At 66.7% G+C, this 26018-nt stretch carries 21 protein-coding genes and 2 tRNA genes; 10 read left to right on the top strand and 13 right to left on the bottom strand.

Going from position 1 to position 26018, the window contains the following annotated elements; genetic code table 11:
• Positions 1-153: 153 nt before the first annotated feature.
• Positions 154-3687 carry an autotransporter domain-containing protein gene (locus OSH10_RS16680; protein WP_266333036.1) on the bottom strand — a complete coding sequence of 1178 codons (3534 nt, stop codon included), beginning with the start codon at positions 3685-3687 and terminating at the stop codon, positions 154-156.
• A 525-nt stretch (positions 3688-4212) separates the two neighbouring features.
• On the opposite strand from OSH10_RS16680, the gene OSH10_RS16675 reads away from it, so the two are divergent.
• On the top strand, positions 4213-4455 hold the full coding sequence (locus OSH10_RS16675) for a hypothetical protein (protein WP_266333034.1): 243 nt from the start codon (positions 4213-4215) through the stop codon (positions 4453-4455).
• Between the two features lie 329 nt (positions 4456-4784).
• Entirely contained in the window at positions 4785-6137 is a 1353-nt protein-coding gene (locus OSH10_RS16670; protein WP_266333033.1) for an MFS transporter, read from the top strand.
• Positions 6138-6235: 98 nt separating this feature from the next.
• Here the strand turns inward: OSH10_RS16670 and OSH10_RS16665 are convergent, their stop codons facing one another.
• Positions 6236-7165: a ring-cleaving dioxygenase gene (locus OSH10_RS16665; RefSeq protein WP_266333031.1), complete on the bottom strand. Its 930-nt coding sequence runs from the start codon at positions 7163-7165 to the stop codon at positions 6236-6238.
• Positions 7166-7444: 279 nt separating this feature from the next.
• On the bottom strand, positions 7445-8308 hold the full coding sequence (locus OSH10_RS16660) for a DMT family transporter (protein ID WP_266333030.1): 864 nt from the start codon (positions 8306-8308) through the stop codon (positions 7445-7447).
• Positions 8309-8415: 107 nt separating this feature from the next.
• Between OSH10_RS16660 and OSH10_RS16655 the strand changes: the two genes are divergently transcribed.
• Positions 8416-9846, top strand: a complete 1431-nt coding sequence (locus OSH10_RS16655; RefSeq protein ID WP_266333029.1) for an aminotransferase-like domain-containing protein — start codon at positions 8416-8418, stop codon at positions 9844-9846.
• A gap of 34 nt (positions 9847-9880) precedes the next feature.
• Here the strand turns inward: OSH10_RS16655 and OSH10_RS16650 are convergent, their stop codons facing one another.
• The 6 genes from OSH10_RS16650 to OSH10_RS16625 all read right to left on the bottom strand — a co-directional run bounded on the left by OSH10_RS16650 (position 9881) and on the right by OSH10_RS16625 (position 15303).
• Positions 9881-11053 carry a pyridoxal phosphate-dependent aminotransferase gene (locus OSH10_RS16650; protein WP_266333028.1) on the bottom strand — a complete coding sequence of 391 codons (1173 nt, stop codon included), beginning with the start codon at positions 11051-11053 and terminating at the stop codon, positions 9881-9883.
• 26 nt (positions 11054-11079) lie between these two features.
• Positions 11080-11349: an ATP-binding cassette domain-containing protein gene (locus tag OSH10_RS16645; RefSeq protein WP_266333027.1), complete on the bottom strand. Its 270-nt coding sequence runs from the start codon at positions 11347-11349 to the stop codon at positions 11080-11082.
• Positions 11350-11402: 53 nt separating this feature from the next.
• Positions 11403-12434, bottom strand: a complete 1032-nt coding sequence (locus tag OSH10_RS16640; protein WP_266333026.1) for a histidine kinase dimerization/phosphoacceptor domain -containing protein — start codon at positions 12432-12434, stop codon at positions 11403-11405.
• A gap of 3 nt (positions 12435-12437) precedes the next feature.
• Positions 12438-12851, bottom strand: coding sequence for a response regulator (locus OSH10_RS16635; protein ID WP_266333147.1), 414 nt, complete (start codon positions 12849-12851; stop codon positions 12438-12440).
• A gap of 34 nt (positions 12852-12885) precedes the next feature.
• Complete coding sequence (locus OSH10_RS16630) at positions 12886-14406, bottom strand: sensor histidine kinase (RefSeq protein WP_266333024.1); 1521 nt, start codon at positions 14404-14406, stop codon at positions 12886-12888.
• An 820-nt stretch (positions 14407-15226) separates the two neighbouring features.
• Positions 15227-15303: transfer RNA gene (locus tag OSH10_RS16625), tRNA-Pro, on the bottom strand.
• A 184-nt stretch (positions 15304-15487) separates the two neighbouring features.
• On the opposite strand from OSH10_RS16625, the gene OSH10_RS16620 reads away from it, so the two are divergent.
• Positions 15488-15562: transfer RNA gene (locus tag OSH10_RS16620), tRNA-Gln, on the top strand.
• Positions 15563-15936: 374 nt separating this feature from the next.
• Here OSH10_RS16620 and OSH10_RS16615 read toward each other — a convergent pair.
• Together OSH10_RS16615 and OSH10_RS16610 are read right to left on the bottom strand one after the other, a co-directional pair.
• Complete coding sequence (locus OSH10_RS16615) at positions 15937-16611, bottom strand: outer membrane protein (protein ID WP_266333023.1); 675 nt, start codon at positions 16609-16611, stop codon at positions 15937-15939.
• Positions 16612-16810: 199 nt separating this feature from the next.
• Positions 16811-17464: an outer membrane protein gene (locus OSH10_RS16610; protein ID WP_266333022.1), complete on the bottom strand. Its 654-nt coding sequence runs from the start codon at positions 17462-17464 to the stop codon at positions 16811-16813.
• Positions 17465-17910: 446 nt separating this feature from the next.
• On the opposite strand from OSH10_RS16610, the gene OSH10_RS16605 reads away from it, so the two are divergent.
• Complete coding sequence (locus OSH10_RS16605; protein ID WP_266333021.1) at positions 17911-18348, top strand: YqaA family protein; 438 nt, start codon at positions 17911-17913, stop codon at positions 18346-18348.
• 117 nt (positions 18349-18465) lie between these two features.
• Positions 18466-18741 (top strand): helix-turn-helix domain-containing protein, encoded by a 276-nt coding sequence (locus tag OSH10_RS16600; protein WP_266333020.1) that lies wholly within the window; start codon positions 18466-18468, stop codon positions 18739-18741.
• A 50-nt stretch (positions 18742-18791) separates the two neighbouring features.
• Here the strand turns inward: OSH10_RS16600 and OSH10_RS16595 are convergent, their stop codons facing one another.
• A complete protein-coding gene (locus OSH10_RS16595; RefSeq protein WP_266333019.1) occupies positions 18792-19940 on the bottom strand; it encodes an MFS transporter in 1149 nt (382 codons plus the stop codon).
• Positions 19941-20227: 287 nt separating this feature from the next.
• On the opposite strand from OSH10_RS16595, the gene OSH10_RS16590 reads away from it, so the two are divergent.
• From OSH10_RS16590 to OSH10_RS16575, 4 genes are all read left to right on the top strand, one after another.
• Positions 20228-20596, top strand: coding sequence for a hypothetical protein (locus OSH10_RS16590; RefSeq protein WP_266333018.1), 369 nt, complete (start codon positions 20228-20230; stop codon positions 20594-20596).
• A 136-nt stretch (positions 20597-20732) separates the two neighbouring features.
• A complete protein-coding gene (locus OSH10_RS16585) occupies positions 20733-21293 on the top strand; it encodes a sigma-70 family RNA polymerase sigma factor (RefSeq protein ID WP_266333017.1) in 561 nt (186 codons plus the stop codon).
• Positions 21290-21964, top strand: coding sequence for a zf-HC2 domain-containing protein (locus OSH10_RS16580; RefSeq protein ID WP_266333016.1), 675 nt, complete (start codon positions 21290-21292; stop codon positions 21962-21964). The genes OSH10_RS16585 and OSH10_RS16580 overlap by 4 nt, the downstream gene beginning before the upstream one ends.
• Before the next feature lie 54 nt (positions 21965-22018).
• On the top strand, positions 22019-23536 hold the full coding sequence (locus tag OSH10_RS16575; RefSeq protein WP_266333015.1) for a S8 family serine peptidase: 1518 nt from the start codon (positions 22019-22021) through the stop codon (positions 23534-23536).
• Positions 23537-23659: 123 nt separating this feature from the next.
• Here OSH10_RS16575 and OSH10_RS16570 read toward each other — a convergent pair whose 3' ends face one another.
• Complete coding sequence (locus tag OSH10_RS16570) at positions 23660-25936, bottom strand: heavy metal translocating P-type ATPase (protein WP_266333014.1); 2277 nt, start codon at positions 25934-25936, stop codon at positions 23660-23662.
• Positions 25937-26018: the final 82 nt, after the last annotated feature.

Genomic DNA, 26018 nt, shown 5'->3' with positions numbered 1-26018 from the left:
GAGTTCGTCTTTTCCAGCTCGCCCGTCCCGGCCGCCGGATCCCCCGAGGGCGCCTGGTGCAGGCCCGCCCCCGGCCGGCGCGCGACTCAGGGAGCGCCAGAAAGAAAACCGCCGGCCCTGGGGCCGGCGGCTTGTCGTTTCTGCAGGTCGCCCCTACCAGGCCCAGCGGGCGCCGATCTTGCCGGTGCCGCCGACATAATCATCGCCGAAGCGAAGGTCCGCCTTGGCAAAGCCCGTCCATCCGCTCTTGCTGGAGAAGATGTTGATGCCCGCGCCCACTTCGCCGAAGACGTCCGGCGCATCATCCTCGACGACGAGGCCCGGACCGCTATCCAGGAAGACCTGGTTCTTGCTGAGCAGGTCGCCGGCGATGCCGACGCTCAGATACGGGTCGTACTTGACGCCGTCCTTGAGCGCCGAGCCACCGAAGCGCGCACCGAGCCTGCCCTCGAGGCCATTGCCATTGTCGAAGTTCACCGCCGTTCCAGCGATATTGATGTCGTCGATCTTGGTATGGGCATAGGCGAGGCTGGCATTCGGCTCGATGAACATGCCGGTCGCGGTCAGGAAGCGATAGCCCGACTCGACGCGGACACCGATCGTGGTCGCATCGGTGCTGTCATCCGCGCCGCCGACATTGTAGTCCGCCTTGAGGAAGTCGCCCTTGACCAGGCCGTCGACATAGAGACCGCCCTTCACCCAGGTCGCATAGACGCCGACCTGCGGGCCCGAGAGCTTGACGCTTTCGCCGTTGTCGAAATCGACATCGCTGGTGACATAGCCGCCCAGCACGCCGGCGATCAGGACGCCATCGGCGACCGTGCCATCGAACTCATGGTCGAGACCGGCCTGGAAGCCCCAGAGCGTCTGGTCGTAGCCGGTATCCATCTTGACCGACTGGTTCTGGAACGGCGTGATGGTGGTATCCGTGCTGCGGCTGGCGCCATTGCCGATCATCCGGCCCCAGATGCCCGAACGCTTCGAGGGATCCGTCCCGGCAGCGCTGACGCGCAGGTCGCCGGCCCGGTCGATCCAGCTATCCGACGTCGTGTTCCAGACGCCCTGGGCAAGTCCGGTGAACTCGGAGAGATTATACGCGCTGGCATTGGCGTAGCTGGCCAGCACGAAACAATCATTGCCGCCGCAGGCCGTGTTGCCGTCGTTGTCCAGGAACATGTCGAAGTTCCAGAGACCCTTCGCCATCGGGCCGCCATCGAGCACGAAATCGCCCGCCTTCGCCGAACCCGTCGTCGCCACGTCGACGATGCCGATGCCGGTCGGATTATAGACGCCGGGTCCGACGTCGAGGTCGTTGACGCCGACATAGGTGACGCCTTCGCCGGAGATCGAACCGATCTTCAGCATGTCGCTGACCGAGCCCTCCGCGCCGAGATAGGCATCGACAATGAGCCCGGCTGCGCCCGTGTTGTGGTAGTCGGTCGTCGACATGTCGACGACATCGACCGCATCGCTGTCCAACCAGCTCATGTCGATGGCGCCGTCCACGGCGTTGAACGTCTCGAGACCCGGAGTTGTCGTCAGCCCCTGCGAGAAGAACGTGCCGGTATTCTGGAACGTATCGACGCCACCCCCGAAGTCGAGAACGGTATCGCCATCTTCGCCGGCATAGATGCCGCCGGAATTGGACAACAGGTTATCGCCGCCACCAAACGTCGACGTGCCGCTGGTGTGCCAGCTATAGGTGGAGTTGTAGAACGCATTGTTGGCGTCGTTGAGCGCGAGCGTGCCGTAGATTTCACCACGGTTGTAGATCGTCAGGCTGCCGGTGCCGCCGGTATTGTCCACCACGAGCTTGCTGGTCAGGCCACCGGTGTTGATGTCACCGTTGTAATCGTTCCACAGCTCTGCATTGCCGCTACCGGCGCGGACGAGATATTCCGTGCCCGTCGTGCTGATGTCGCCGTCATTGTAGAGCCAGATCGACTGCCCCGTCGCGGCCACGCCATTGCCGGCCCCGGTGATGTCCGACGAGCGCGTTGTCGCCACACGAACGTCACCGGTTCCGTTGCTGCTGGCGCGGATGCCGGCGCTGTTGGCATCCGTCGTGTTGATGTCGCCGCGGGCCCAGATCTCGATCTCACCAACGCTGTTGGCATTGGTGATCAGCGCCACGATGCCGTCGCCGGCCGTGTTGATCTCGCTGCTGCGCCAGGTGTTGATGCCGATGTCGCCAGTGCCGCCCAGCGAGGTGGCGGAAATGCCGTTGCCCAGGGCGGAAGTGGTGGTGATATCGCCATAGACGCTGACATAGACCGTGCCGGAGCCGGTCGAACTGGCGGCGACGCCGGTCAGGTCCGTGGTGATGTCGGACTGGCGACGGACGATCACCTCGACGTTGCCGCTGCCAAGCGCGCTCGCGGCGATGCCGGTCAGGCCATCGGTGATGTCGCCATAGGTCTCGACATGGGCCGGGCCGTTCGTCACCGTCGCGACGATGCCGACACCCAGCGGGTTGGTGGCGGCGATGGTGCTGCCGTCATAGGTCGTGATGTCGACCGAGCCGGCGCCGGTTGCGCTGCCGCTGACCCCGAACAGGCCCCCCGAAACCGTGGTGCCCCGTCCGACATCGATATCGAGGGTGCCGCCCTGGACCTCGCCGTAGATCGCGGTGCCGAGCGCCGACGTCGCGGTGACGAAGCTGTCGTCACCCGTCGTGATCTCGACGTTTCCGCTGCCCGTCGCTTCGCCGCGGATGCCGGCGAGACCGCCGGAGGTGGTCGAGCCCTCGCCGGTTTCGATATCGACCGTGCCGTTCACGGTCCGGCCCTGGATGCCGATGCCGAGCACGCCCGACGTCGCCTTCACGGTCCGGCCCTCGGCCGTCGTGATGGTGACGTTGCCTGCGCCGGTCGCTTCGCCGCGAATGCCGCCGAGCGTGCTGGAAACGTAGCCGTTCTCCGTCACATGGACGATGACGTCGCCATCGCCGCCGCTGGCGCGGGCATCAATGCCGTAGCCGGCCGCAACGCCCAAAATCGCGTAACTGCTGGTAACCGAACCGTCGACGTTGACCGTGATGTCGGCACCGCCGGTGGCCCGCAGCTTGATGCCGGAACCGGTCGAAGCGGAGACCGAGGTGCCCTCGCCGGTCGAGACGCTGATCGGCGCATTCGAGCCCGAGGTCTGGACCTGGATGCCGTCATGAAATCCGAACGTGCCGCCGCCACCGGTAATCGAGCCGGAATTGTGCTTGATCGTCACGGCGGCGTTGGTGCCGACCGTGTTGATGTCGACCGCCGCGTCGCCGTTGAAATTCCGGCCATTGGTGATCGACGCCGCCGGAGCACTGGGCACGGCATTGGTCTGGAATTCGACCGTGCCGCCAGCGCCGCTGTTGTTGCTGATCTTCACGCCCTTCTGGACCTGCGTGCCATTCAGCACCAGCGTGAAGGCATCCGTCTGGCTGCCGCCCTGGCTGTAGGTGATGCCGTTGTTCTGGGCGGTAAGATTGCCGCAGGTGGCGATATCGCCCGAGCCATCGGTGCCGTTTCCAACGGTGCCGCACTCATTGTTTGCCATGGCGATCGTCGGCATGAAGATGCCGGCCGCCGGAAGGCCGAATACGGCCAGGCCCAAGGTCGCGAGGCTGGTCGTGGCACGAAGCCGCTTCAGCCGCCTGGCTGGCGCAGCCCCGCCAGCCCGGATAACAGAATTCTCGATTGGCATCCCTGCCGCTCCCCGCATGTTCGTGCCGCGAAGCAGGATCCTCCCCACGCCCCGGCCGCCCGCCGGACCCCCACCACGACATGCCCCCGCCGTAGAGGTCGATCCGATCTCATGGCTGAGATACGAGATGGAACCAGCCGGATTGTCCAGAGAGCGCAACCTAGAGGGTGGATTTCACAACCCTGGGGAGTCCAAGGCCGTTAACCATGGGACGGCGTCGATCGTTACGGACGTCCATGCGTGGAATAGTTCGGATTTTGAACCATTTGTGTTTTCGATAATTTGTAAGGGATGCGAATTACCCAACGGCATCTCCAGCCCGCTCATTAAGCAATCGGCCGTCGCCAGCGCCGACGAATTCCCCCGTTTGTTGCCCTAACGACACAGGGAAATCCGGCGTGGCGGGCCCGCGAATCAGTTCGCGCCTGCGTCATCCGCCGGCTCTGCCGAACCGGCCTTCGCCCGGATTCGACAGCCTCGCCAATTCATGGGATCAAGCCGCGCCTAGTGAAGGAGAACGGCGGAATGGACACCAATACCAAGGCTTTGATCGACGAGATCAACCACGCCATGCGCAACATCGATGCCGGCATGACGGCGATCATGGCCTTCGTCGCCTCGATCCCCGGCGCCAAGGATGTCGACATCGAAGCCGTCAAGCAGCGGCTGAACGTGCCGAGCAACCTCAAGGCCGGCACCCGCCAGCCGCCGCCGAACATCGTCGTCGCCGAAGTGCTCGACCGCCTGAAGCGCATGGCCGACAAGTAAGCCCGGCACCCGCCAGGCGATTTCCGGCACGCGATGCGTGTCATCGACATCGACACGACTTCGACGCGCGAACCCGATTTTGCGCGTCGTCTTGCTCCGGCACACGGCGCAACCTTCGCGATTGACGCCAGATCGCTGTCGCCGCCCGAAAAGCGGCGATTCATGGGTGCATTCGGGCCAAAGCTCGGCTATAGCCACTGCCATCATCTTGACGCAAAGCAACGGCGCCCGTCGCCGCGCCCGCGACCTGCCAGCTTGCCATCGCCAGCCTGATCCGGACGAGGACACTGCCTGTCGCCGCTGCCGCGTCCCCTTGGAGCATGGTACTCATGGCATCGACCCTCGCCGCGACAGCAAGGAACGCCGCGCCGGCCAATTCGCGCGCTCGCGTCCTCCTCGCCAGTCTCGTCGGCACCACCATCGAATTCTACGATTTCTACGTCTACGCCACGGCGGCGGTGCTGGTGTTCCCGCACCTGTTCTTCCCGACCGGCAACGACACCACGGCGCTGCTCGCCTCCTTCGCCGTGTTCGGCGCGGCGATGGTGGCGCGCCCGCTCGGCGCCATCTTCTTCGGTCATATGGGCGACAAGCGCGGCCGCAAGATCACGCTGGTTGGCGCCCTGCTCACCATGGGCATCGCCACCTTCCTGATCGGCCTGCTGCCGACCTATGGCACGGTCGGCTGGCTGGCTCCCGCCATGCTGGTAATCCTGCGTCTCGCCCAGGGCTTCGCGCTCGGCGGCGAGTGGAGCGGCGCGGCGCTGGTCGCGACCGAGAACGCACCGCCCGGAAAGCGCGCCATCTTCGGCACCTTCCCGCAGCTCGGCGCGCCGCTCGGCTTCATCATCGCCAACGGCCTGTTCCTGCTCATCGCGGCGCTGCTGCCCTCCGATGATCCGTCGCGCCCGTCGACCGCCTTCCTCGAATGGGGCTGGCGCATTCCGTTCCTGTTCTCGGCCGTGATGGTGATCGTCGGCCTCTGGGTCCGCCTCAACCTGGTCGAGAGCAACGCCTTCGAGAAGACGGTCGAGACCGGCAAGGTCCAGAAGGTGCCGCTCGCCGCCGCCTTCAAGCTGCACTGGAAGGAGCTGATCCTCGGCACCTTCTACATGCTGGCGACCTATGTGCTGTTCTACCTGATGACGACGTTCTCGCTCAGCTATGGCCGCGCCGGCGTCAACGCGCCGCTGCCGGGCCTCGGCTTCGATTATCGCACCTTCGTGCTGATGATGATCGCCGGCGTCGTGTTCTTCGGCATCTTCACGCTGGCCTCCGGCCCCTGGGCCGATCGCTGGGGCCGCCGCAAGACGCTGATCTGGGTCACGCTCGGCATCATCCTGTTCGGCCTGCTCTGGGTGCCGATCCTGTCCCTCGGCACGTTCGGCGTCATGGCCTGGCTGATCCTCGGCTTCACGCTGATGGGCATGACCTTCGGCCCGATGGGCGCGCTGCTGCCGGAACTGTTCCCCGCCAATGTGCGCTATACCGGCTCGGGCATTTCCTACAACGTCTCGTCGATCCTGGGCGCGGCGGTCGCGCCGTTCATCGCGGTGGCGCTCTGGAGCTATGGCGGCGGCAGCCCGTTCTGGGTCGGCGTCTATCTCTCGGCCATGGGCCTGCTGACTCTGATCGCGCTGGTGCTCGGCAAGGAAACCAAGGACGTCGACATCAACGCCTGAGGCGTCTCGACCTCCCGCCAAGCCACAATAAACAGAAGCCCGCGCGGATCGCTCCGCGCGGGCTTTCTTGTTTCGGTTTCGTCGTCCGAGACCAAGCCTCAGGCCAGTTCGGGCAGGACGGCTTCGAGTTCGGCGCGGCGCGGCTCGAGGAAGGCCGGCAGCTTCAGCGACTGGCCGAGGCTTGCCTGCGGCTCGTCGACCGCGAAGCCCGGCACGTCGGTGGCGATCTCGAACAGCACGCCGCCCGGCTCGCGGAAATAGACCGAGCGGAAGTAGTCGCGGTTCTTCTGGGCCGTCGTGCGCTGGCCGTGGTTCTCGGCCAGCTTGCGAACCATCGCTTCCTGCGCCGCGTCATCCGCCGCGCGGAAGGCCACGTGGTGCACCGTGCCGGCGCCGAGATTGCCGCGTGGAAAGCCGCCGACGACCCGGAGATCGACGATGCCGCCCAGCGTCGTGCCCTCGGCCTGGTAGCGCTGCGTCGCCGCCTCGCTTCCGCCCTTCTGGAAGCCGAAGACGTCGCTCAGGATCGCGCCGGTCGCGGCGGCGTCGTCGAGCAGCAGCGTCACGGAATGGAAGCCGCGAAGCGCATGCTCGGCCGGGATGTCGCCCGCGCTGAAGCCGGGCTCGCCCTCGGCTCCGGCGACGCCGACCAGCTCCAGCCGCATGCCGTCCGGGTCGCGGAAGGCGAGCACCGGTTCGCCGAAGCGGCGCGACGGCGTCTCGTGCGAAACGCCCTTCTCCAGGAAGCGCTGCGTCCAGTAGCCGATGGACGATGAGGGCACGCGGAAGGCGGTCTCGAAGGTCTCGCCGCGGCCGACCTGCCCGGTTGCCGCATGCTCCCAGGGGAAGAAGGTCAGGATGGTGCCGGGATGGCCGATCTCGTCGCCATAGTAGAAGTGATAGGTGCGCGGATCGTCGAAATTGACCGTCTTCTTGACGAGGCGAAGGCCGAGCACGCCGGCATAGAATTCGAGATTGCGCCGCGCCGGGCCGGAGATCGCGGTGACGTGGTGGATACCGTTCGACATGGGAATCTCCCGTTTCGGAAGCGCGGAAAGGCCGCGCTCGTTCGAGAGGGAATGTAGGCGAGCCGACCCGCCCCCGCCACGCAGGGTTCGGTGAACGATCTGTCGCCGGGTGTGGCCGAGAGGTTGAATCGGGAAGCGAGGCCCTCACCCAGCCCTCCCCCGCGCGCGGGCGAGGGCTTTCCGCCGGCGCGGTGGAAAGGTCGAGGTCAGGCGCGATCGCTCCCTCTCCCGCGCGCGGGAGAGGGCTGGCGTGAGGGTCTTCCCGTCCACCCAAGGCCCTCAGCGTGCGAACCGCCGGGCGCCGGCGACGCAGGCGATGACGGCCAGCGTCACCACCACCATCATCCAGCTGACGGGTTCCCGCAGCAGCCAGGCGGCGAGCGCCAGGCCAAAGAAGGGCTGCAGCAATTGCAGCTGGCCGACAGCCGCGATGCCGCCCCTGGCCAGGCCGCGATACCAGAACACGAAGCCGATCAGCATGCTGAACAGCGAGACATAGCCGAGGCTGAGCCAGGCCGGCGCACCGATGCCGGCGAAGCTGGGCGGCCAGTAGAGCACCGATACCGCCAGCATCACCGGCAGCGACAGCACCAGCGCCCAGGAGATCACCTGCCAGCCGCCGATGGTGCGCGAAAGCCGGCCGCCCTCGGCATAGCCGAGGCCGCAGACGAGGATCGCCGCCAGCATCAGCAGGTCGCCCGTCGGCGAGGCCGTCAGCCCCTGCGCCAGCGCGAAGCCGGCGACCGCCGCGCTGCCAAGCCCGGAAAAGATCCAGAAGGCCGGTCGCGGCCGCTCGCCGCCGCGGATCACGCCGAAGATCGCGGTCGAAAGCGGCAGCAGGCCGATGAAGACGATCGAATGGGCCGAGGTGACGTGCTGGAGCGCCAGCGCCGTCAGCAGCGGAAAGCCCAGCACCACGCCCCCCGCCACGACGGCGAGCGGCAGCAGGTCTTCGCGCGCCGGCCGCTTCTGGCGGAGCAGCATCAGCAGCGCAAGCGCCAGCAGGCCGGCGATCGCGGCGCGCGCCACGGTCAGGAAGACCGGATCGAACTGCAGCACGGCCGTCCGGGTCGCCGGCAGCGAGCCGCTGAAGATGAGCACGCCGATAAATCCGCTGATCCAGCCGCTCGTCGCCTTGTCCATGTCGCACCTCTTGGAGATCCAGCGCTTCATTGCCTGCGGGGGCTTTTGCGACTAGGGACAGAGCGGTACAGTTGACTGAAACTGTTATGGCGACGGGAACAATACGGATGGACAGGATCGCCGGGGACGGCACGCTCACCGCGCAGGTCATGGCCGTGATCCGGCAGCGCGTCGCCAATCGCAGCCTGACGGCCGGCGCGAAGCTGCCGTCGATCCGCGCGCTGGCGGCGAGCCTTCGCGTCTCGACGTCGACGGTGGTGGAAGCCTATGAGCGGCTGGTCGGCGAAGGGCTGATCCAGTCGCGGCCGGGCTCGGGCTTCTATGTCGCCAGCCAGACGGCGCCGCTGGCGCTTTCGGAAATCGGGCCGAAGCTCGACCGCGAGATCGATCCGTTCTGGGTGTCGCGTCAGTCGCTCGATGCCGGCGACGACGACCTGAAGCCCGGATGCGGCTGGCTGCCGCCGACGTGGTTTCCGGAGGACGGGCTGCGCCGAGCACTTCGGGGGCTGTCGCGCGCCGACAGCGCGGCGCTCAGCGATTACGGCACGCCGCTCGGCCTGGCGCCACTGCGCCAGTTGATCGGCCGCCGGCTGGCCGAGAAGGGCGTCGAGGCGCCACCGGACCAGATCCTGCTGACGGATTCGGGCACGCAGAGCATCGACCTGCTCTGCCGCTTCCTGGTCGAGCCCGGCGACGTCGTGCTCGTCGACGACCCCTGCTATTTCAATTTCCAGGCGTTGCTGAAGGCGCATCGCGTCGTCATCGTCAGCGTGCCCTACACGCCGAACGGCCCCGATATCGAGGCGTTCGCGCAGGTTTGCGCCGAGCGGCGGCCGCGCCTCTACATCACCAATTCGGCGATCCACAATCCGACCGGCGCGACGCTCTCGCCCGTCATCGCGCATCGCGTGCTGAAGCTCGCCGAGCAGTTCGCGCTCACCATCATCGAGGATGACATCTTCGCCGATTTCGAGGCCCTGCCCGCGCCGCGGCTGGCGGCCTTCGACGGGCTGGAGCGGGTGATCCAGATCGGCAGCTTCTCCAAGACGCTTTCCGCCTCGGCGCGCTGCGGCTTCATCGCCACGCGTCCAGACTGGATCGAAGGGCTGATCGATCTGAAGATCGCCACCACCTTTGGCGGCGGGCGACTCAATGCCGAGCTGACGCTGGCCGTGCTGCGCGATGGCGGCTATCGCAAGCATCTGGAGGCGCTGCGCCTGCGTCTTTCGCGCGCGCGGCTGGAGGTCGGCGCGAAGCTGCGGGCCCTGGGGCTGGTGCCCTGGATCGAGCCTCAGGCCGGCATGTTCCTCTGGTGCCGGCTGCCCGAGGGGATCGATGCCGCCGATGTCGCCCGGGCGGCGCTGGAGCAAGGGATCGTGCTGGCGCCCGGCAACGCGTTCAGCGTCGCGCAAACCGCCGGCAGCCATCTGCGCTTCAACGTCTCGCAATGCCAGGACGAGCGCGTCTTCACTGTGCTGGACGCGGCGATCGGGATGGCGGCACGGCGGGACAAGGCGCGGAGCGCCTCGCCCTCGTGATGCCCCCGGCCGGATGGCCGGAGCCCCGCCGGTCCTAGCGGCTCAGGAAGTCGCGCAGGCGGCCGAGGCCTTCCGCGAGCTTCTCTTCGGAGGTCGCGTGGCACCAGCGCAGCCAGCCCTCGCCTTCCGGGCCGAAGGCGCGGCCGGGCGCGAGGCCGAGGCCGGTCTCGCGCACCAGGCGCTGCGCCAGTTCCAGCGAATCGTCATAGCCCTCGATCTTCAGGAAGGCGTACATCGCGCCGCCGGCGTCGGGGACCCTGACGCGGTTCAGCCGGCGCAGACCGTCGACGAGGAATTCGCGCGTGCTGACCATCTGCGCGCGCATCCGCGCGACCTCCGCCTCGCCCTCGACAAGGGCCGTGGTGGCGGCGCGCTGCGTCGGCTCGAAGATGCAGGAGAAATTGTATTCCACGAGCTTGGTCGCGTCCTGGGCCAGCGGCTCCGGCAGCACCATCCAGCCAATGCGCCAGCCGGTCATCGACCAGGATTTCGAGAAGCTGTTGACCGAAATGATCCGGTCGCCCGGCTGATAATGACGCAGGAAGGACGGCGCCGAGCGCGGCGCGGGGTCGTAGACCAGCCGCTCATAGACGTCGTCGGCGAGGATCCAGATTCCGTGCTTGCGGCAATGGGCGAGGATCGCCTGGAGGCTCTCGTCGTCGATCATCCAGCCGGTCGGGTTGTTGGGCGAGTTGATGATCACCATGCGCGTATCGGGCGTCAGCGCCGCCAGCAGCTTGTCGACGTCGAGCGTCCAGCGCCCGTTTTCGACCGACAGCGAAACGCGCTCGACCTTGGCGCCGAGGATCAGCGGCGCCTCGCTGATGTTGGGCCAGAGCGGCGTCACCACCACGACCCGGTCTCCGGGCGACAGGATCAGCTGGTTGGCAACCTGAAGACCGGTCATGCCGGATCCCGTCGCCGCCACCCGCTCGAACGGGATGTCGCGGCCATGCAGGTCGCTCAGATAGGCGGCGATCGCCTCGCGCAGATAAGGGCGGCCGAGGTTCTGGGCATAGAAGGTCTCGCCCGCGGCCAGCGACGCGGCGGCGGCGTCGCGGATGAAGGGCGCGGTCGCCCGGTCGGATTCGCCGAACCAGAACGGCAGCACGTCGGCCTTGCCCATCGCGGCATTGGCGACTTCGCGGATGAGCGAGCTGGACAGCGCGCGAACGGCGGGCCGTGCTTCAACGGGGGTATCAATCATCGGGCAGGCTTTCGTGATGAGGACGATCAGGCGGCGCCGTGCATGATGGCGCTGAGGAAGGCACGGGCTCGCTCCGTTTTCGGATTGTCGAAGAGGTCGTCGGGGCTGCCCTGCTCGATGATCTGCCCCGCCTCCATGAAGACGACGCGATCGGCGACGCGGCGGGCGAAACCCATCTCGTGCGTCACCACAAGCATGGTGACCCCGGTGGCCGCAAGGCCCTGGATCACGTCGAGCCCCTCGCCCATCCTCTCGGGGTGGAGCTTCTGGTGAGGCGTCTCGAACAGCGCGGCCATGGCAGCGCCCCGCCCTGCCCGTGAAAGGCGGGAATGGCGCCGCCCCCCCGGCTTCAGATGTCGAAGACGAGGCTGGCCGAGCAGCCCGGCGGCTGCGAATATTCGATCGTCGCGCCCAGGCTTGACGCCATCGCGCTGACGATCCTGCCGCCGACGCCGGTGCCGCGCGGATCCGCGCTTTGACGGCCGACGCCGTCATCCTGGACCGCAAGCTGAAGCCGGCTTGACGGATCGGCCTTGAGGATGACGCGGATCTGGCCGCTCAAGGTGCCGGGATAGGCGTATTTGAACGCGTTGATCACCAGTTCGGTGACGAGGATGCCGATGGTCACCGCCTTGTCGGTGGGAACCTCGACCGCATCGATGTCGCATTGCGTCGTCGAGGTATGGCCCGAGGCGCGCATCGTCGTCTCGAGTTCGCTGACCAGGCCGCCGAGATAGCCGGACAGGTCGACGACGCGCACGTCGTGGGAGGAATACAGCCGGCGATGCACGCCGGCGATCGCCGCGATCCGGCTCTGCACCTCGCCAAGCGCCTGCTTGACCTGCGGCTCGGTGACGGCGTTGGCCTGCATGCGGATCATCGAGCCGACAATGGCCAGGCTGTTGGCCACGCGGTGATTGACCTCGTGCAGCAGGACCTCGGCGCGTTCCTTGGCGATGCGCGTTTCCTGTTCGGCCAGCTCGCGCGCCCGCTGCAGGCGGCCCTTCTCGACCGCCTGGTCGATGGCGCTGCCCAGGATTTCCAGGAACTCGTCGCCCACGGCCTTGGGCACGTAGTCGGCGGCGCCGGCCTTGAGCGCCGCGACGATCACCGCCGTATCGCCGGATGCGGTGACATAGACGACCGGCGGCCGGTCGGGCATGGCGCCGAGCTGGTGCAGGAAGTCGAGGCCGGTGCCGGTCGGCAGATAGTGGTCGAGCGCGATGACATCGATGCCACCCGCCGCCAGCCGCGCCAGGCCGCTTTCCCCCGTCGCCGATGCTTCGACCGCATAGCCACGCCGCCCAAGCGCCTTCTGCACCAGACGCGTCAGCCCGGGATCATCGTCGATATAGAGGATCGAAATCGGCCGGCTCGGCATGGCTTACTCGGTTTCAGGCACTTGCATGACCGCAAAGAACAGCCCGAGCTGCCGGATCGCGTTGGCGAAGCCTTCGTAATTGACCGGCTTGGTGATGTAAACATTGGCGCCGAGGTCATAGCAGCGCTGGATTTCGCGGCTGTCATCCGTCGTCGTCAGCACCACCACCGGCGAGCGACGGGTGTGCTGGTTCGACTTGATCTTCTCGAGGATGTCGATGCCGGTCATGTCGGGCAGGTTGAGATCGAGCAGGACGAGAATCTGGCGGCCGGCGCTGACCAGGCCCGAGCCATCCGGCCCCATCAGGTAGTTCAGCGCTTCCGTGCCGTTGGTGAACGGAATGATCTCGTTGCTGACGCCGGCGCGTCGAATGTTCTTCTCGATCAGCCGGGCATGGCCTTCATCGTCTTCGATCATGACGATGAGAACGGGTTTGGCTTGCTGGTTCACGTCAAATGGCTCCGATTACCTTGCGCAGATCCCGCGCGAATGTGATTTCAAAAGTCGATCCCGTCCCCAGTTCGGACTGGACGCCGATATCGCCGCCTATGTTGCGGGCCATGGAGCGGACATGGGCCAGTCCGATCCCCTCGCCGGCCTGATCCTGCGAGCCCGAGCGGCGGAACAGTTCGAAGATGCGCTCATGATCCTGAGCGGCAATGCCGCGGCCATTGTCCTCGACCTTGACGACCACGGTATTGCCCGGGCCGATCCCGGCCTCGATCCGCACCCGCAACGGCCGGTCCTTCGAACGATACTTGACCGCATTGTCGAGCAGATTGCCGAAAATCTGTTCGAGAGTAAGGCGATCCGAAAGAAGCGCGGGCGGACGGCCGACAATGACGACCTCGCCGCCGGCGTCGGCGATCTGGTGGTGCACCGCGTTGGCGGCGTTCTCCAGCAAGCCCTGCAGGTCGATCGTCTCCGGCTTCAGCGTGCGCCGCCCCTCGCGCGAGAGCTTCAGGATGGCGTTGATCAGGCCATCCATCTTGCGCGTGGACGAGCGGATGAAGCCGATCGCTTCGGGCAGGTCCTCAAAGGCGGCGACACGCGCCGCTTCCGCCTTGCCGGTTTCATCCGCGGCATCGGCAGAGGCGTCGGCCGCCGGCGGCGCGACCACCTCTCCGACATACTCCTGCAACGCGCCGAGGCTCGCCTCCAGTTCGCTGGTGAAGCCCATGATGTTGACCAGAGGCGCGCGCAGATCATGCGTGACGATATAGGCGAAACGCTGGATTTCCTCGTTGGCCCGGCCGAGATCGGCCGTCCGCTCGCTGACCCGCCGCTCCAGGTCGGCATTCAGAACGGCGACTTCGCGCTGCGCCTCGACCAGTTGCCGGGTATATTGCCACACCGTCCAGATCGAGCCGCCGACGACGGCGATGATCACCAGTGCGCCGAGAAACGTCACCCAGCGCAGCATTTCGATGCCGCGCTGCTGGCGCGCGATGCTGTCGAGAACGGTCTGGTCCGCCCGCTCGATCGAACGGGCGAAAAAGACGCGCGCCTCGTCCATCAGCGCGCGGCCGCGATCGGCATTGACGATCGCAAGCGCCTCGGCGTAGCGGCCGCTTTTCGCCAGTTCGATCGTCTGCTCAAGCTCGGCGAATTTCTCCGTCATCGTCTGGCGCAGGCGGGCTGCGAGGGCGGCCTGCTCCGGCTCGTCGGCATAGGCCGACTGGACCGTTTCCATCTGATCGGGGAACTTGGCCCTGGCGTCATTGTAGGGAGCGAGATAGGCGGGATTGCTGGTCAGCAGATAGCCGCGCTGTCCGGTCTCCGCGTCCTGGCCCAGGCCGCGCAGCGTGATCAGCGCCGAGCGCTCGCTGCGCGCCTTGATCAGGTTGGACGAGTTGACCGCCGTTTCATTGACAAGCCAGACCATCGCACCGACGATCGCCAGCAGGGCGGCGAGACCGAGCAGCAGGAACAGAACGGTCGAGCGGACCAGGGCATTTTTGGAAATCGGCATGGGACCCCGTCTCAGGCCCAGGCGACGGCTGGACATGTTGGCCGCCACGCTAACGTCGTGCCCGCCGGTCAGCAAGATGTGATGACGCCGGGAAACGGATGCAAGTCCTTCATGGTCAAGGGAAAGTGTCCCTTCCAAACCTCCGGCGCCGCCGGCCCGTCAAATTGCCGCCCTGCCCGGCCACGCGCCGCCGGAGCGCCTCCCGCCCGGGTCCGCAAGATGGCGTCACCCGACACCGAATCGACGTTGCCGAGATCTTGCCCGGCCGGACACAACAAACCCGCCAGCTCGGGTGGAGACTGGCGGGTGGAAGAAGGCCATCGCTCGCTGAGGGATGGCCCTCCACGGCGTCCCCGTCGGCAAGATCCGGCAGACCTGCCGGCACCGCCCCCGGGGCGCCCGGCGGCTTTAGCAGTCGTCGAGGCTGATGTTGCAGACCGCGGCGATGGTCTGCAGCGTGGTCGCCCTGTCGAGCGACGGCTTCTGGTAGGTCTTCTTCATCATGTGCCCCCATGGCGTTGTTGACGCTAGGCAATCTGGCAGAACCGTAAGGCACCCGTCCAGTGCGAAGTGGGGTACGCGGCCCGCGAATGTCACAACGAATTTTATCCGTGCAGGACGTCGCGTCGGCCAGGGCCAAGCGCGGCGGCGCCCGCGAGGCGATGCGCGGCGCGGATGGCCCGAAACCGAGCGCGTTTGGCGCAGGCCGACGATGGAGAAACGAGCGGATGAGACATGCCGCCGATCGCGGCGGGCGGGCTGCGGGCCTTGCCCGCCCCCGAGGGGAAATCAGAACATTCAATGACTTCCGGGAGATCGATGGTCGGAGTGGCAGGATTTGAACCTGCGACCCCCTCGTCCCGAACGAGGTGCGCTACCAGGCTGCGCTACACTCCGTGACCGCCGATGAACCGGGTTATAGACAGTGGATTCGCCAGCCGCAAGGGGCCTTGTGAAGCTTCTAAACCACCCTGTGGATGACCGATGACGAAGGCTGTTGATGACGGGGGTGCTGCACCGTTGCGGGCGCGCGCCCAACCGTCTATAGGACGGTCGCTGCGGTGTCTTCGGGCCCGCCTGCTGGGGCGTCGCCAAGCGGTAAGGCAGCGGTTTTTGGTACCGCCATTCGGAGGTTCGAATCCTCCCGCCCCAGCCAGTCAGCCAGAAATCAGAAAAATCCGCCGCCTCAGAATTCGGATCGCGACGATGCGTCCCGTTCGAGACCATCTGCCGCTCGATGGGCGATACCATCGTTCTCCACGACGGTACGGCTCTGTCCCGCGCTCTCGAGCACGGAAGCGCCGGTCGGGCTGGCAGCCCTATTTCTCTACGACTCATGCAACAGCAGGAAATGCGCCGCCCCTGTCGCGGGCAGCGATCTCGATTCGCTTCCCCCGGGAGAGGCTGACGAGCCGGGAACCGAACTGTCCGAGTCCCCCTCCCCGATCCATCGAGGACCAGCGGGCCAAGCCCAAAACGAAAAAGGCGGCCCGATGGGCCGCCTTCTCGTAAGCGATGGATCGAAGCCGATTAGAACTTGTAGTTCAGACCGGCCTTGATGACGTTCGACGTCAGGTCGACGCGCATCGTGTTGCCCAGGTAATCCTGCGAACCGAGATCGGTGTAGTTGTACTCGAGCAGGCCGGTGATGTTCTGGGTGAAGGCGTATTCGACGCCCGCGCCAGCGGTCCAGCCGGTGTGCCACTGCGAATCCTGCAGCGAGAGACCACCGGTGTAGGGGACGTCGAAGGTCGAGCGGCCATAGGCGACGCCGCCCTTGCCATAGACCAGAAGGTTGTCGAAGGCATAACCGATGCGGGCGGTCGTGCTGCCCAGCCATTCCAGCTTCTGCTCGGCGGAGTTCGTGTCATCGCCACCGAAAGACGTCTTGGCCGAGGTATAGGCGAAGTCCGTCTGGAGGCCGAGGACGATGTTGTCGAACTGCCAATTGTAGCCGGCCTGGACGCCACCGAGGAAGCCGGTGTTGTCGTTGCTGAAGCCCAGGCCGCCTTCCGTCAAGCTGAAGTCGAAATCGGTGATGGCAGCGCCGGCGTGAACGCCGAGGTAGAAGCCGGTCCAATTGAAGGCAGCGGGAGCTGCTGCGGCGACCGGAGCGGGCTCGTAGGTCAGGTCAGCAGCCTGGGCGCCGACGACGCCGAGAGCCAGGACCGAAGCGGAAGCGAGTGCGAAAAAGCGAATGTTCACAGGGAACTCCATATGTATTGCTATGGAGCCATTAGCATGCCCCCTGGCGAAATACCGTTGCCCGAACACCACAGTGGAAGGCGATCGCAGGGGCGAAATGTCGATTCACACACTATCTTCGCCGGCACGCCCGCCGATGAGCGCACACGAAAAAGGCGGCCCGATGGGCCGCCTTCTCGTAAGCGTATGGCGAAGCCGATTAGAACTTGTAGTTCAGGCCGGCCTTGATGACGTTCGACGTGATGTCGGACGAAACGGCGTTGTCGAAGTAATCCTTCGAGCCGAGGTCGACGTAGTTGTACTCGACCAGACCGGTGATGTTCTGGGTGAAGGCGTATTCCGCGCCAACGCCAGCGGTCCAGCCGGTGTGCCACTTGGAGTCGTCGGCACCCGGGACGTTGATCTTCGACGAACCGTAGGCGACACCGCCCTTGCCGTAGACGAGCAGGTTGTCGAAGGCATAGCCGACGCGAGCGGTCGTGCTGCCGAGCCATTCGAGCTTGTTCTCGAAGCCGCTGTCCGAAACCTTCGCCGAGGTGTAGGCGAAATCGGTCTGGGCGCCGATCACGATGTTGTCGAACTGCCAGTTGTAGCCAGCCTGGACGCCACCGAGGAAGCCGGTGTTGTCATCGCTGGCCGTGCCGACGACGAAGGGCGAGCTGTATTCGAAATCGGTGATGGCGGCGCCGGCGTGAACGCCGAGGTAGAAGCCGGTCCAGTTGAACGCAGCCGGAGCGGCTTCGACGATCGGAGCCGGAGCGGGCTCATAGGTCAGGTCAGCAGCCTGGGCGCCGACGACGCCGAGAGCCAGAAGCGAGGCCGAAGCCAGGGCAGAGAGACGGAGAATGTTCACGGGGGGAACTCCAAGTTCGAAGATATTAAGCTACGTATATCACAGCCCATCCAAATTACTGTTGTGCGCAGGACACAGCGACAGCATGAATTGGTGGGGCTACGGGAAACTCCGATCGATAACGCAAACGGCACAATTTCGTTGCCAGCCGACGCGGGGTGGTTACGAATTCATGTCCGTTAGGTTAAGAAATGTCAGGAAATCCGGCGATTATGAGGCCAAATTAAGGACACCCCGTTCTGTGCACAGCGCGCTTCGCCAACGCGCCTTGGCGCGCAATCCGGTAGAGCCATGCTGGCCCGGAGATCAAGTTGAATTGGAAGGCGACCATACTAACGTTACGGAACGCTATCCGAATACGCGGCATGGTCTAGCCGGATGCGCAGCTTTGCCTCCGCGATCCCGCCAATGACGCAACGATACTTTGCTGGCGGTCGCCACCCCACATGACCGATCTCGCCCTTTATGCCGGCCTGTTTCTCGCCGCCCTGGCCGCAGCCACCATCCTGCCGATGCAGTCGGAGGCGGTCCTTGTCGGGCTGCTCCTCGCCGACTATTCGCCGATCTGGCTGCTGGCGGTAGCCAGCCTCGGCAATGTGCTGGGCTCGGTGATCAACTGGTACCTCGGCCGCGGCATCGCCCGCTTCCAGGATCGCCGCTGGTTTCCGGTCGGGCCCGAGGCTCTGGCCCGCGCGGAGGCGTGGTATCGGCGCTATGGCCGGTGGTCCCTGCTGTTGAGCTGGGCGCCGGTGGTCGGGGATCCGCTCACCGTCGTCGCCGGCATCCTGCGCGAACCGATGCCGGGTTTCCTCGTGCTGGTGACGATCGCCAAGGTGGGGCGCTATCTCGTGCTCGCGGCGATCACGCTGAACTGGGTCCATTGAGCGGCTCGTCCGCGCAGACCCTTCTTCGTCCGGCTGCGCCGGTTCGGAAGGTCACGCGCCCGCGGCGAGGGATCGAAATGTCGGGCCGCGCATTGAAAGGCTCAGGAGGTAACCGACATGCCCATTCACTCCAGCCTTCAATCGACCGCCGCGGCGGGCCCGCACTCCGGGTCGCCCCATGGATATCTGGCGGACGTCGACACGCTGCGGGGCGGATCCAGCCTGGCGACGCTGAGAAAATCGCGCGGGCTCACCTGCGCCGAGCTTTCGGAACGCTCCGGCGTGGATCTGATCATCATCATGCTCGCCGAACGGGGCAGCGACCTGATGCCTGAAGAACGGACCGCGATCGCGGCCGTTCTCCAGGTCGAGGATAATCTCATCTGGAGCTGATCGGCCGCGCGCGCCCGCTATCCCCCGGACTCCCGCCAGCGAAGGGCTGGTTAGCGTAGCCAGCGGCTGCTGGCCGCGACGCCGACCAGCAGGACGGCGATGAGCAGGAACGCCGCCGACAGGCTGGTGAGCTGAGCGACGAAGCCGATCGCCGCCGGCCCGGCCAGGATGCCGGCATAGCCGAGCGTCGTCACAGCCGGAATGGCGATATGTTCCGGCATGACTTTCTGACGGCCGATCGCGCTGTAGAGGACCGGTACGACGTTGGAGCAGCCGGCGCCGACCAGCGCATAACCGAGCAGCGCGGCCTCCCAGAACGGCACCAGCGTGGCGATCGCGAGGCCCGCCGCCGCGCACAGACCGCCGAAAACGATGATGCGATTCTGCCCGAAGAAGCGGACGATGCGGTCGCCGGTCAGGCGGCCGATCGTCATGGTGATGGCAAACGCCGTATAGGCGAGTCCGGCATGGCTGGGATCGACGCCGCGCACCGAGCTCAGGAAAACGGCGCTCCAGTCAAGCACGGCGCCCTCCGTCAGGAAGACGATGAAGCACAGCGCGCCGATGAACAGCACGATGCCATGCGGGATGGCGAAGGCTGGGCCGCTGCCGCTGCTGCCATAGGGCAGCAGATTGCCGGCGGCGAAGGCAAGCGCCGCGGCAACCAGCGCCACCACGACCAGCGCCGCCGCGAAGGGCGATGCTCCCAGCGCCAGCATGGCGCTGACGCCGCCGGCGCCCGCTATGCCGCCGACGCTGAAAAGGCCGTGAAAGCCGGACATCATCGTTCGGCCGCTGGCGCGCTCGACGATCACCGCCTGGATGTTGACGACGCAATCGACCAGGCCGACGCCGGCCCCGAACAGCAGCAGGGCCGGCACCAGCAGTGCGAAACTCGATACGCTGGCCAGCATCGGCAGCGCCAGGCACAGCATGGCGGAGCCGGCGATGATGATCCGCCGGCACCCGAACCGCGCCGCCAGCGCTCCCGAAAGCGGCATTGCGACGATCGAGCCCGCGCCGAGGCAGAGCAGCAGCAATCCCAGCATGCCATCATCGAGGCCCGCCCGCGCCTTGGCGAAGGGCACCAGAGGCGCCCAGGCGGCCATGCCGAAACCGGCGATGAAGAATGCGACCCGCGTCGAAAGCTGTTCGGGCGCGCCGGGAAGGCTGGTCGCAATCGTTTCGGTGGAAGCCATGCAAGAAGACCTGTCGTAGCTTGATCGTTGTTTCAGAGGCGCGCTCGGCAGGCTGCTCGGGCAAGAATCCGGCGCAGCGCGACCGTGACGATGGCGAAGCCGGCGCTTTAATCAAGCCCGAAGCCTCTTTCCGGGCCAAAATCGTTTCAAAATCGGCGATTTCCGGCGGTCTCAAAAAAACTTCGAAAAAAAGTGGGAGCCCGCGTGAACCTTTTCCCGTGCCGCCACGACCAATGGTCATCGGGGCCGCAACGGGCGGACCCAAAGGTTCCAGAGGGAGATCTAGAATGACCATTCTCAAGACGATCCGCACCACCGCCACCGTCGCAGCGCTGGCCATCGCCACCATCGGCGCCACCTCGTTCCTCACCGCCGGCAGCGCCAATGCCGGCCCCGGTTTCGGCGGCCCCGGGGGCTTCAGCGGCGGCCATGGTGGCGGGCATGGCGGTGGCCATGGTGGCGGTCATGGCGGCCATGGCGGTCACGGTGGTTGGGGCGGCCATGGTGGTGGCTGGGGCGGCCCGCGCTGGGGCGGCGGCATCTATATCGGCATCCCCGCTTATGTCGGCGTCCGGGACGAATGCTACAAAGTCCGCAAGCGGGTCTTCGTCCCCGGCGTCGGCCGTGTCTGGAAGCGGGTCGTGGTCTGCGATTGAGCGCAGCATGGCCGGTAAAGGCCAGGTGGCGATGGGACGTTTCCCCAAATCCGCCTGGCAACCGCCACGAGAGTTGACCGGGGAACGGCAAATCGCCACCCTCCCCGGTCAGATGGCGGGATGGATGGGGCCTCCAATGCTCGGCAGCCAGGACGAACAGTGGATCGCCCGGATCGCTAGGGGCGACCAGGCGGCGATGCGGGCCCTGTTCGGCGCGCACAACATCCGCGTCCACCGCTTCGTCCTGCGGCTGGTCCGGCGCGAGGATATCGCCGAGGACATCGTGACCGAAGTCTTCCTCGACGTCTGGCGCCAGGCGGCCAGGTTCGAAGGGCGCGCCAGCGTCACGACCTGGCTCCTCTCCATCGCCCGCTTCAAGGCCTATTCGGCCCTGCGCCGCCGCACCGAAGCGCCGCTCGACGACGAATTCGCCGAGGCGATCGAGGATCTCGACGACACGCCGGAGGTGACGCTGCAGAAATCGGACAAGGCCGGCGTCCTGCGCGCCTGCATCGACCGGCTGTCGCGCGAGCACCGCGAGGTGATCGACCTCGTCTACTATCAGGAACAGTCGATCGAAGATGTCAGCCGCATTGTCGGCATACCGGAAAATACGGTGAAGACCCGCGTGTTCCATGCCCGCAAGCGGCTTTCGGAGCTCTGCCGGGACGCCGGACTGGACAGGGGTTGGCCATGACGGATCCACAAGACGAGCCCGGCCGCATCGAGGCGTTGCTGCCCTGGTACGCCAATGGCACGCTTTCGGCCGAGGAAGCCGCCGAGGTGGAGGCGGCGCTGGCCACCGATCCGCTGCTGCGCGCCCATCTGGCGCGGATAGACGGCGAGCGGATCGCCGCGATCGAAAGCGCCGAGGCCCTGCCGCTGCCGGCGTCGCGCATGGCCGATCGCCTGTTCGCCGAGATCGGAAAATCCGCCCCGTCAGCCCGTCCGTCGCTGCTTTCCCGGCTGTTCGGCGCATTCGGGGAACAGATCGCGGCGCTATCCCCGTCGCAACTCGGACTGTCGGCGGCTGCCGCGGCGCTGGTGCTGCTCGTGCTGGGCGGCGCGCTTGGCGGGCTGGTCGCCCAAAGGGAGTTAACGCAGGGCTACCAAACCGCCTCCGGCGACAGCGCTGTTAACCCATCTGGCGCCTATCTGCTGATCGCCTTCCAGCCGGAGGCGACGGCCGCGGAGATCGAGCAGATCGTCGGCTCGGTCGGCGGCAGCCTCGTCGACGGCCCCCGCGCCGGCGGCCTGTTCAAGCTGCGGATCGGCGACGCCACGATGCGCGAAGCCGACCGTAAGACGGCGACCGACAGGCTCGCGGCCGCGAAGGACATCGTGAAGCTGGTCATAGCGGCGCCCTGAGCCCCGGTCCACAACCGTCCGAGTTAGTCTGCAACCGGCCCTCGGGAGGCTGCCATGAACACGCACCGGATCGGTATGCTGGCGCTCGCGCTGGCGATGCTGGCAACAGCGCCCTACCCGCAAGCCCTTGCGGCGGAACGCATTCTCGTCGCGCAATCGGCCGTCAATGCCAATGCCGATACGGGCGACGATGACTGGAAGCGGCGCCCGAGGCGGCCGAGGCCCGAGCGACCAGACCGGCCGCGACGTCCACGCCCTGGCCCTGGCCCGGTGATCCTGTTCGTTCCGGCGATCGCCTATCCGATGGCCGAGCGCGAAGTGGCACCGCCGCGCGATTACGAACGTCCCGCCCTCCGTCGGCCAAAAGCCCAGACGCGTAAGCCGGCGCGGGCAACCAAGGCGCCAGCGCCGAAGAAGACAACGCCGAAGCCAATCCGGCGGACGGACGTTCTCCAGGCACGGGTCGGCAGCCATGTCGAGGGAGAGGTTCTCTTCACGGCCGCTTCGCCGGAAATCAGCGAGACCATCCTGAGGCGTCACCGCCTGACCCGTCTCGAGACCGTTCATCTGGCGCTGACCGGCACGACCGTGGTGCGCGCCCGGGTCGCCAAGGGCGGCAGTTCGGTCGCGGCGCTCCGGGCGCTGCGAGCCGATAAAGCCTTGCTTTCCAGCGAGTTGAACCATCTCTACGCCTTGCAGGACGATGACGCGCCGGTCCCGCCCGGCGACCTGGCGGCGGTGCAGTATGCACCAGCGAAGATGCGCCTGCCCGAAGCGCATGCGGTGGCTGATGGCAAGGCCATCCTCGTGGCGGTGATCGATTCCGGCATCGACGGCAGCCATCCGGAGCTTGCCGGCACGCTTGATCCCGCCAGCCAGAGCGCAACCCTCGACCCGCATGGCACCGCGATCGCCGGCGTCATCGCTGCGCACCAGCGCCTGGTCAGCGCCTCGCCCAAAGTGAAGATCCTGGCCTTCGACAGCTTCCTCGGACGTCAGGACGCCACGGCGCGGGGCTCGACGCTCGACATCCTGAAAAGCCTCGACAAGGCCGCGGCCGCCGGGGCGCGCATCGTCAACCTGAGCTTCGCCGGCCCGGAAGACGTTATGCTGGCCAAGGGTTTGGACGCCGCCGGCCAGCGCGGCATGATCCTGATCGCAGCGGCCGGCAATGGCGGCCCCAAGGCGGCGCCCGTCTATCCCGGCGCGCATCCGGCCGTGATTGCCGTGACGGCGACGGACGCCAATGACGCCATCTACGCCTCGGCCAATCGCGGCGCCTATGTCGCGCTCGCCGCCCCCGGCGTCGACATCCTGACCGCGGCGCCGGGCGCAACCTATACCCAGCTTTCCGGCACCTCCTTCGCGGCGGCGCAGGTGACGGGCGTGACGGCCCTGCTGCTCGAACGGGCGCCGGACCTGTCGCCCGCGGCCCTGCGCGCCATCCTCACCCGGACGGCCCGCGACCTTGGCAAGCCCGGCCGCGACGACATTTTTGGCGCGGGGCTGGTCGATGCGGCGGCGGCTCTGTCGGCGCTTCCCGAGGCGACGGCGAGCGCCGCCTTGCGGTAAGGCGGCCGCCATCCGTTCGACCAACACACCCCGTCATCGCTGCGAAAGCAGGATGACGGGGTGTGTTGGAACAGGTCGAGATTCATGTGGACCCGTCCAAGGACCTTGGAGAAACCTCCGGCCCTACCCCTTCTTCACCACCAGTAGCGACAGCGCGTTGATCGTTACCAGCACCGTCGCGCCGGTGTCGGCGAGAATGGCGGGCCAGAGGCCGGTGATGCCGAGGATGGTCGTGACCAGGAACACCGCCTTCAGGCCCAGCGCGATGACGATGTTCTGGTGGATGTTCCTCATCGTCCGCCGCGCCAGCCGGATCAGCCGCGCGACATCGCCGACATTGTTGTTGAGGATCGCCGCATCGGCCGTCTCCAGCGCCACATCGGTGCCGCCGCCCATGGCTATGCCGACATCGGCCGCCGCCAGCGCCGGCGCATCGTTGATGCCGTCGCCGACCTTGGCCACCTTCGCGCCACCGGCCTGCAGTTCGCGGATGATGCGCTGCTTGTCCTGCGGCAGCAGTTCGGCGCGCACCTCGATGCCGAGATCGCCGCCGACCGCCTGGGCCGCGCGCGCATTGTCGCCCGTCAGCATGATCGGCGACACATTCAGCGCCGCGAGCGCCGTCAGTCCCGCCTTGGCGTCGGCGCGCGGGCCGTCCCGCATGGCGATGATGCCGACGATAACATCGTCGACCAGCAGCACCGAAACGCTCTTGCCTTCGCCGCTGAAAGCGCTGATCGCGGCGTCCTGCTCGGCCGTCAGCGGCACGATCTCCGCCGCAGCGGCGGCCGAGCCGAGCAGCAGGGAACGGCCCTCGACCTTGCCGGTCATGCCCTTGCCGGCGATGGCGGCGATCGCTTCCGCGACGATCGTGGGCGCCGCCAGGTCGGTCGCCTTGGCGAGAATGGCGCGGGCGAGCGGATGGTTGGAGCCCGTCTCCAGCGACGCGGCCAGCGCGATCACCTCGGCCTCCGGACGGCCATAGCCGACGACATCGCTGACGACAGGCCGGCCCAGCGTCAGCGTGCCGGTCTTGTCGAAGGCGACCCTGTTGATTCCGGCCAGCGTCTCCAGCACGGCGCCGCCCTTCATCAGCAGGCCCTGGCGCGCACCGGCGGCGAGCCCGGCCGCGATCGCCGCCGGCGTCGAGATCACCAGCGCACAGGGGCAGCCAATCAGCAGGATGGCGAGGCCCTTATAGACCCATTCGCCCCAGTTTCCGCCAAAGACCAGCGGCGGCAGGACGGCAACCAGCGCGCCGACGATCAGCACGGCTGGCGTGTACCAGCGCGAGAAGCGGTCGATGAAGCGCTCGGTCGGCGCCTTCGATTCCTGCGCTTCCTCGACCAGGCGGACGATGCGCGCGATCGTGTTGTCGGAAGCGACCGCCGTCACCTCGACGCGGATGACGCCATCGGCGTTGATCGTGCCGGCAAAAACCGTGTCGCCGACGCCCTTGCGCTTCGGCACGCTTTCGCCCGTCACCGGCGCCTCGTCAATCGCGCTCTCGCCCTCGAGGATGCGCCCGTCGGCGGCGATGCGGTCGCCGGGACGGATCTGGATGATCGCGCCAAGCGTCAGCTCGGCCGCCGGGATCTCGCGCGTGCCGTCAGGGCCTTCGAGGCGCGCCGTTTCGGGCAGCAGGGTGGCGAGGCCGCGAATGCTGGAGCGCGCCCGGCGGGCCGCGACGCCCTCCAGCAGCTCGCCGATCAGGAACAGGAAGACGACCATCGCCGCCTCCTCGCCCGCACCGATGATCACGGCGCCGACCGCCGCGATGGTCATCAGCGTCTCGATCGAGAACGGCGTGCCATAGCGCGCCGCCATCAGCGCGCGGCGGGCGATCGGCACGAGGCCGACCAGCATGGCGACGGCAAAGATGATCGACTTCGCTTCGGGGAAGAGATGCGAGGTCACGAAGGCGACGACGATCGCGGCGCCCGCCGCCAGCGTCAGCTTGGCCTTCTTCGACTGCCACCAGGCGCCCTCGTCCTCGCCGGCATCGTGGCCGTGCAGGTCGAGCGGCGGCGCGGCCTTCGCGGCAGCGGCCGGCGTCGCAGGCGCATGATCGTGCGCATGGCCATGGTCATGGTGGTGCCCACCGTGGTCATGGTCATGGCCGCTACAGGTAGCGTCGTGGTCAGGGCCAGCGCCATGCTGCGAATGCGCGGGCGTCGTGCGGTTGGCGAGTGGCGCGATGCCGTAGCCAAGCTTCGTCACGATCGCCCGGATTGGCTCGGCCGGATCCGCCACCTCGCCGCGCCGCACCGTCATCGTGCCGGCCGAAACCGACACGGAGACATCCTCGACGCCGTCAATTCGGCGGACGGCGGTATCGATCTTCTGCGCGCAGGAGGCGCAATCCATGCCGGTGATGCGGTAGCGGTCCTGAATTCCCATGATCTACTCTCGAATTCGGCCTGGTGGTGCGAGGCTCTTGTGTGTTTCGAAAGGTAGCCTACATGCTCTAGCGACTAGAGGA

The sequence above is a fragment of the Kaistia defluvii genome (assembly GCF_026343955.1).
In the GTDB taxonomy this organism is placed as follows: Bacteria; Pseudomonadota; Alphaproteobacteria; order Rhizobiales; family Kaistiaceae; genus Kaistia; species Kaistia defluvii.
The sequence above is the reverse complement of the archived record's forward strand: the minus strand, read 5'-3'. Positions and strand labels throughout refer to the sequence as shown.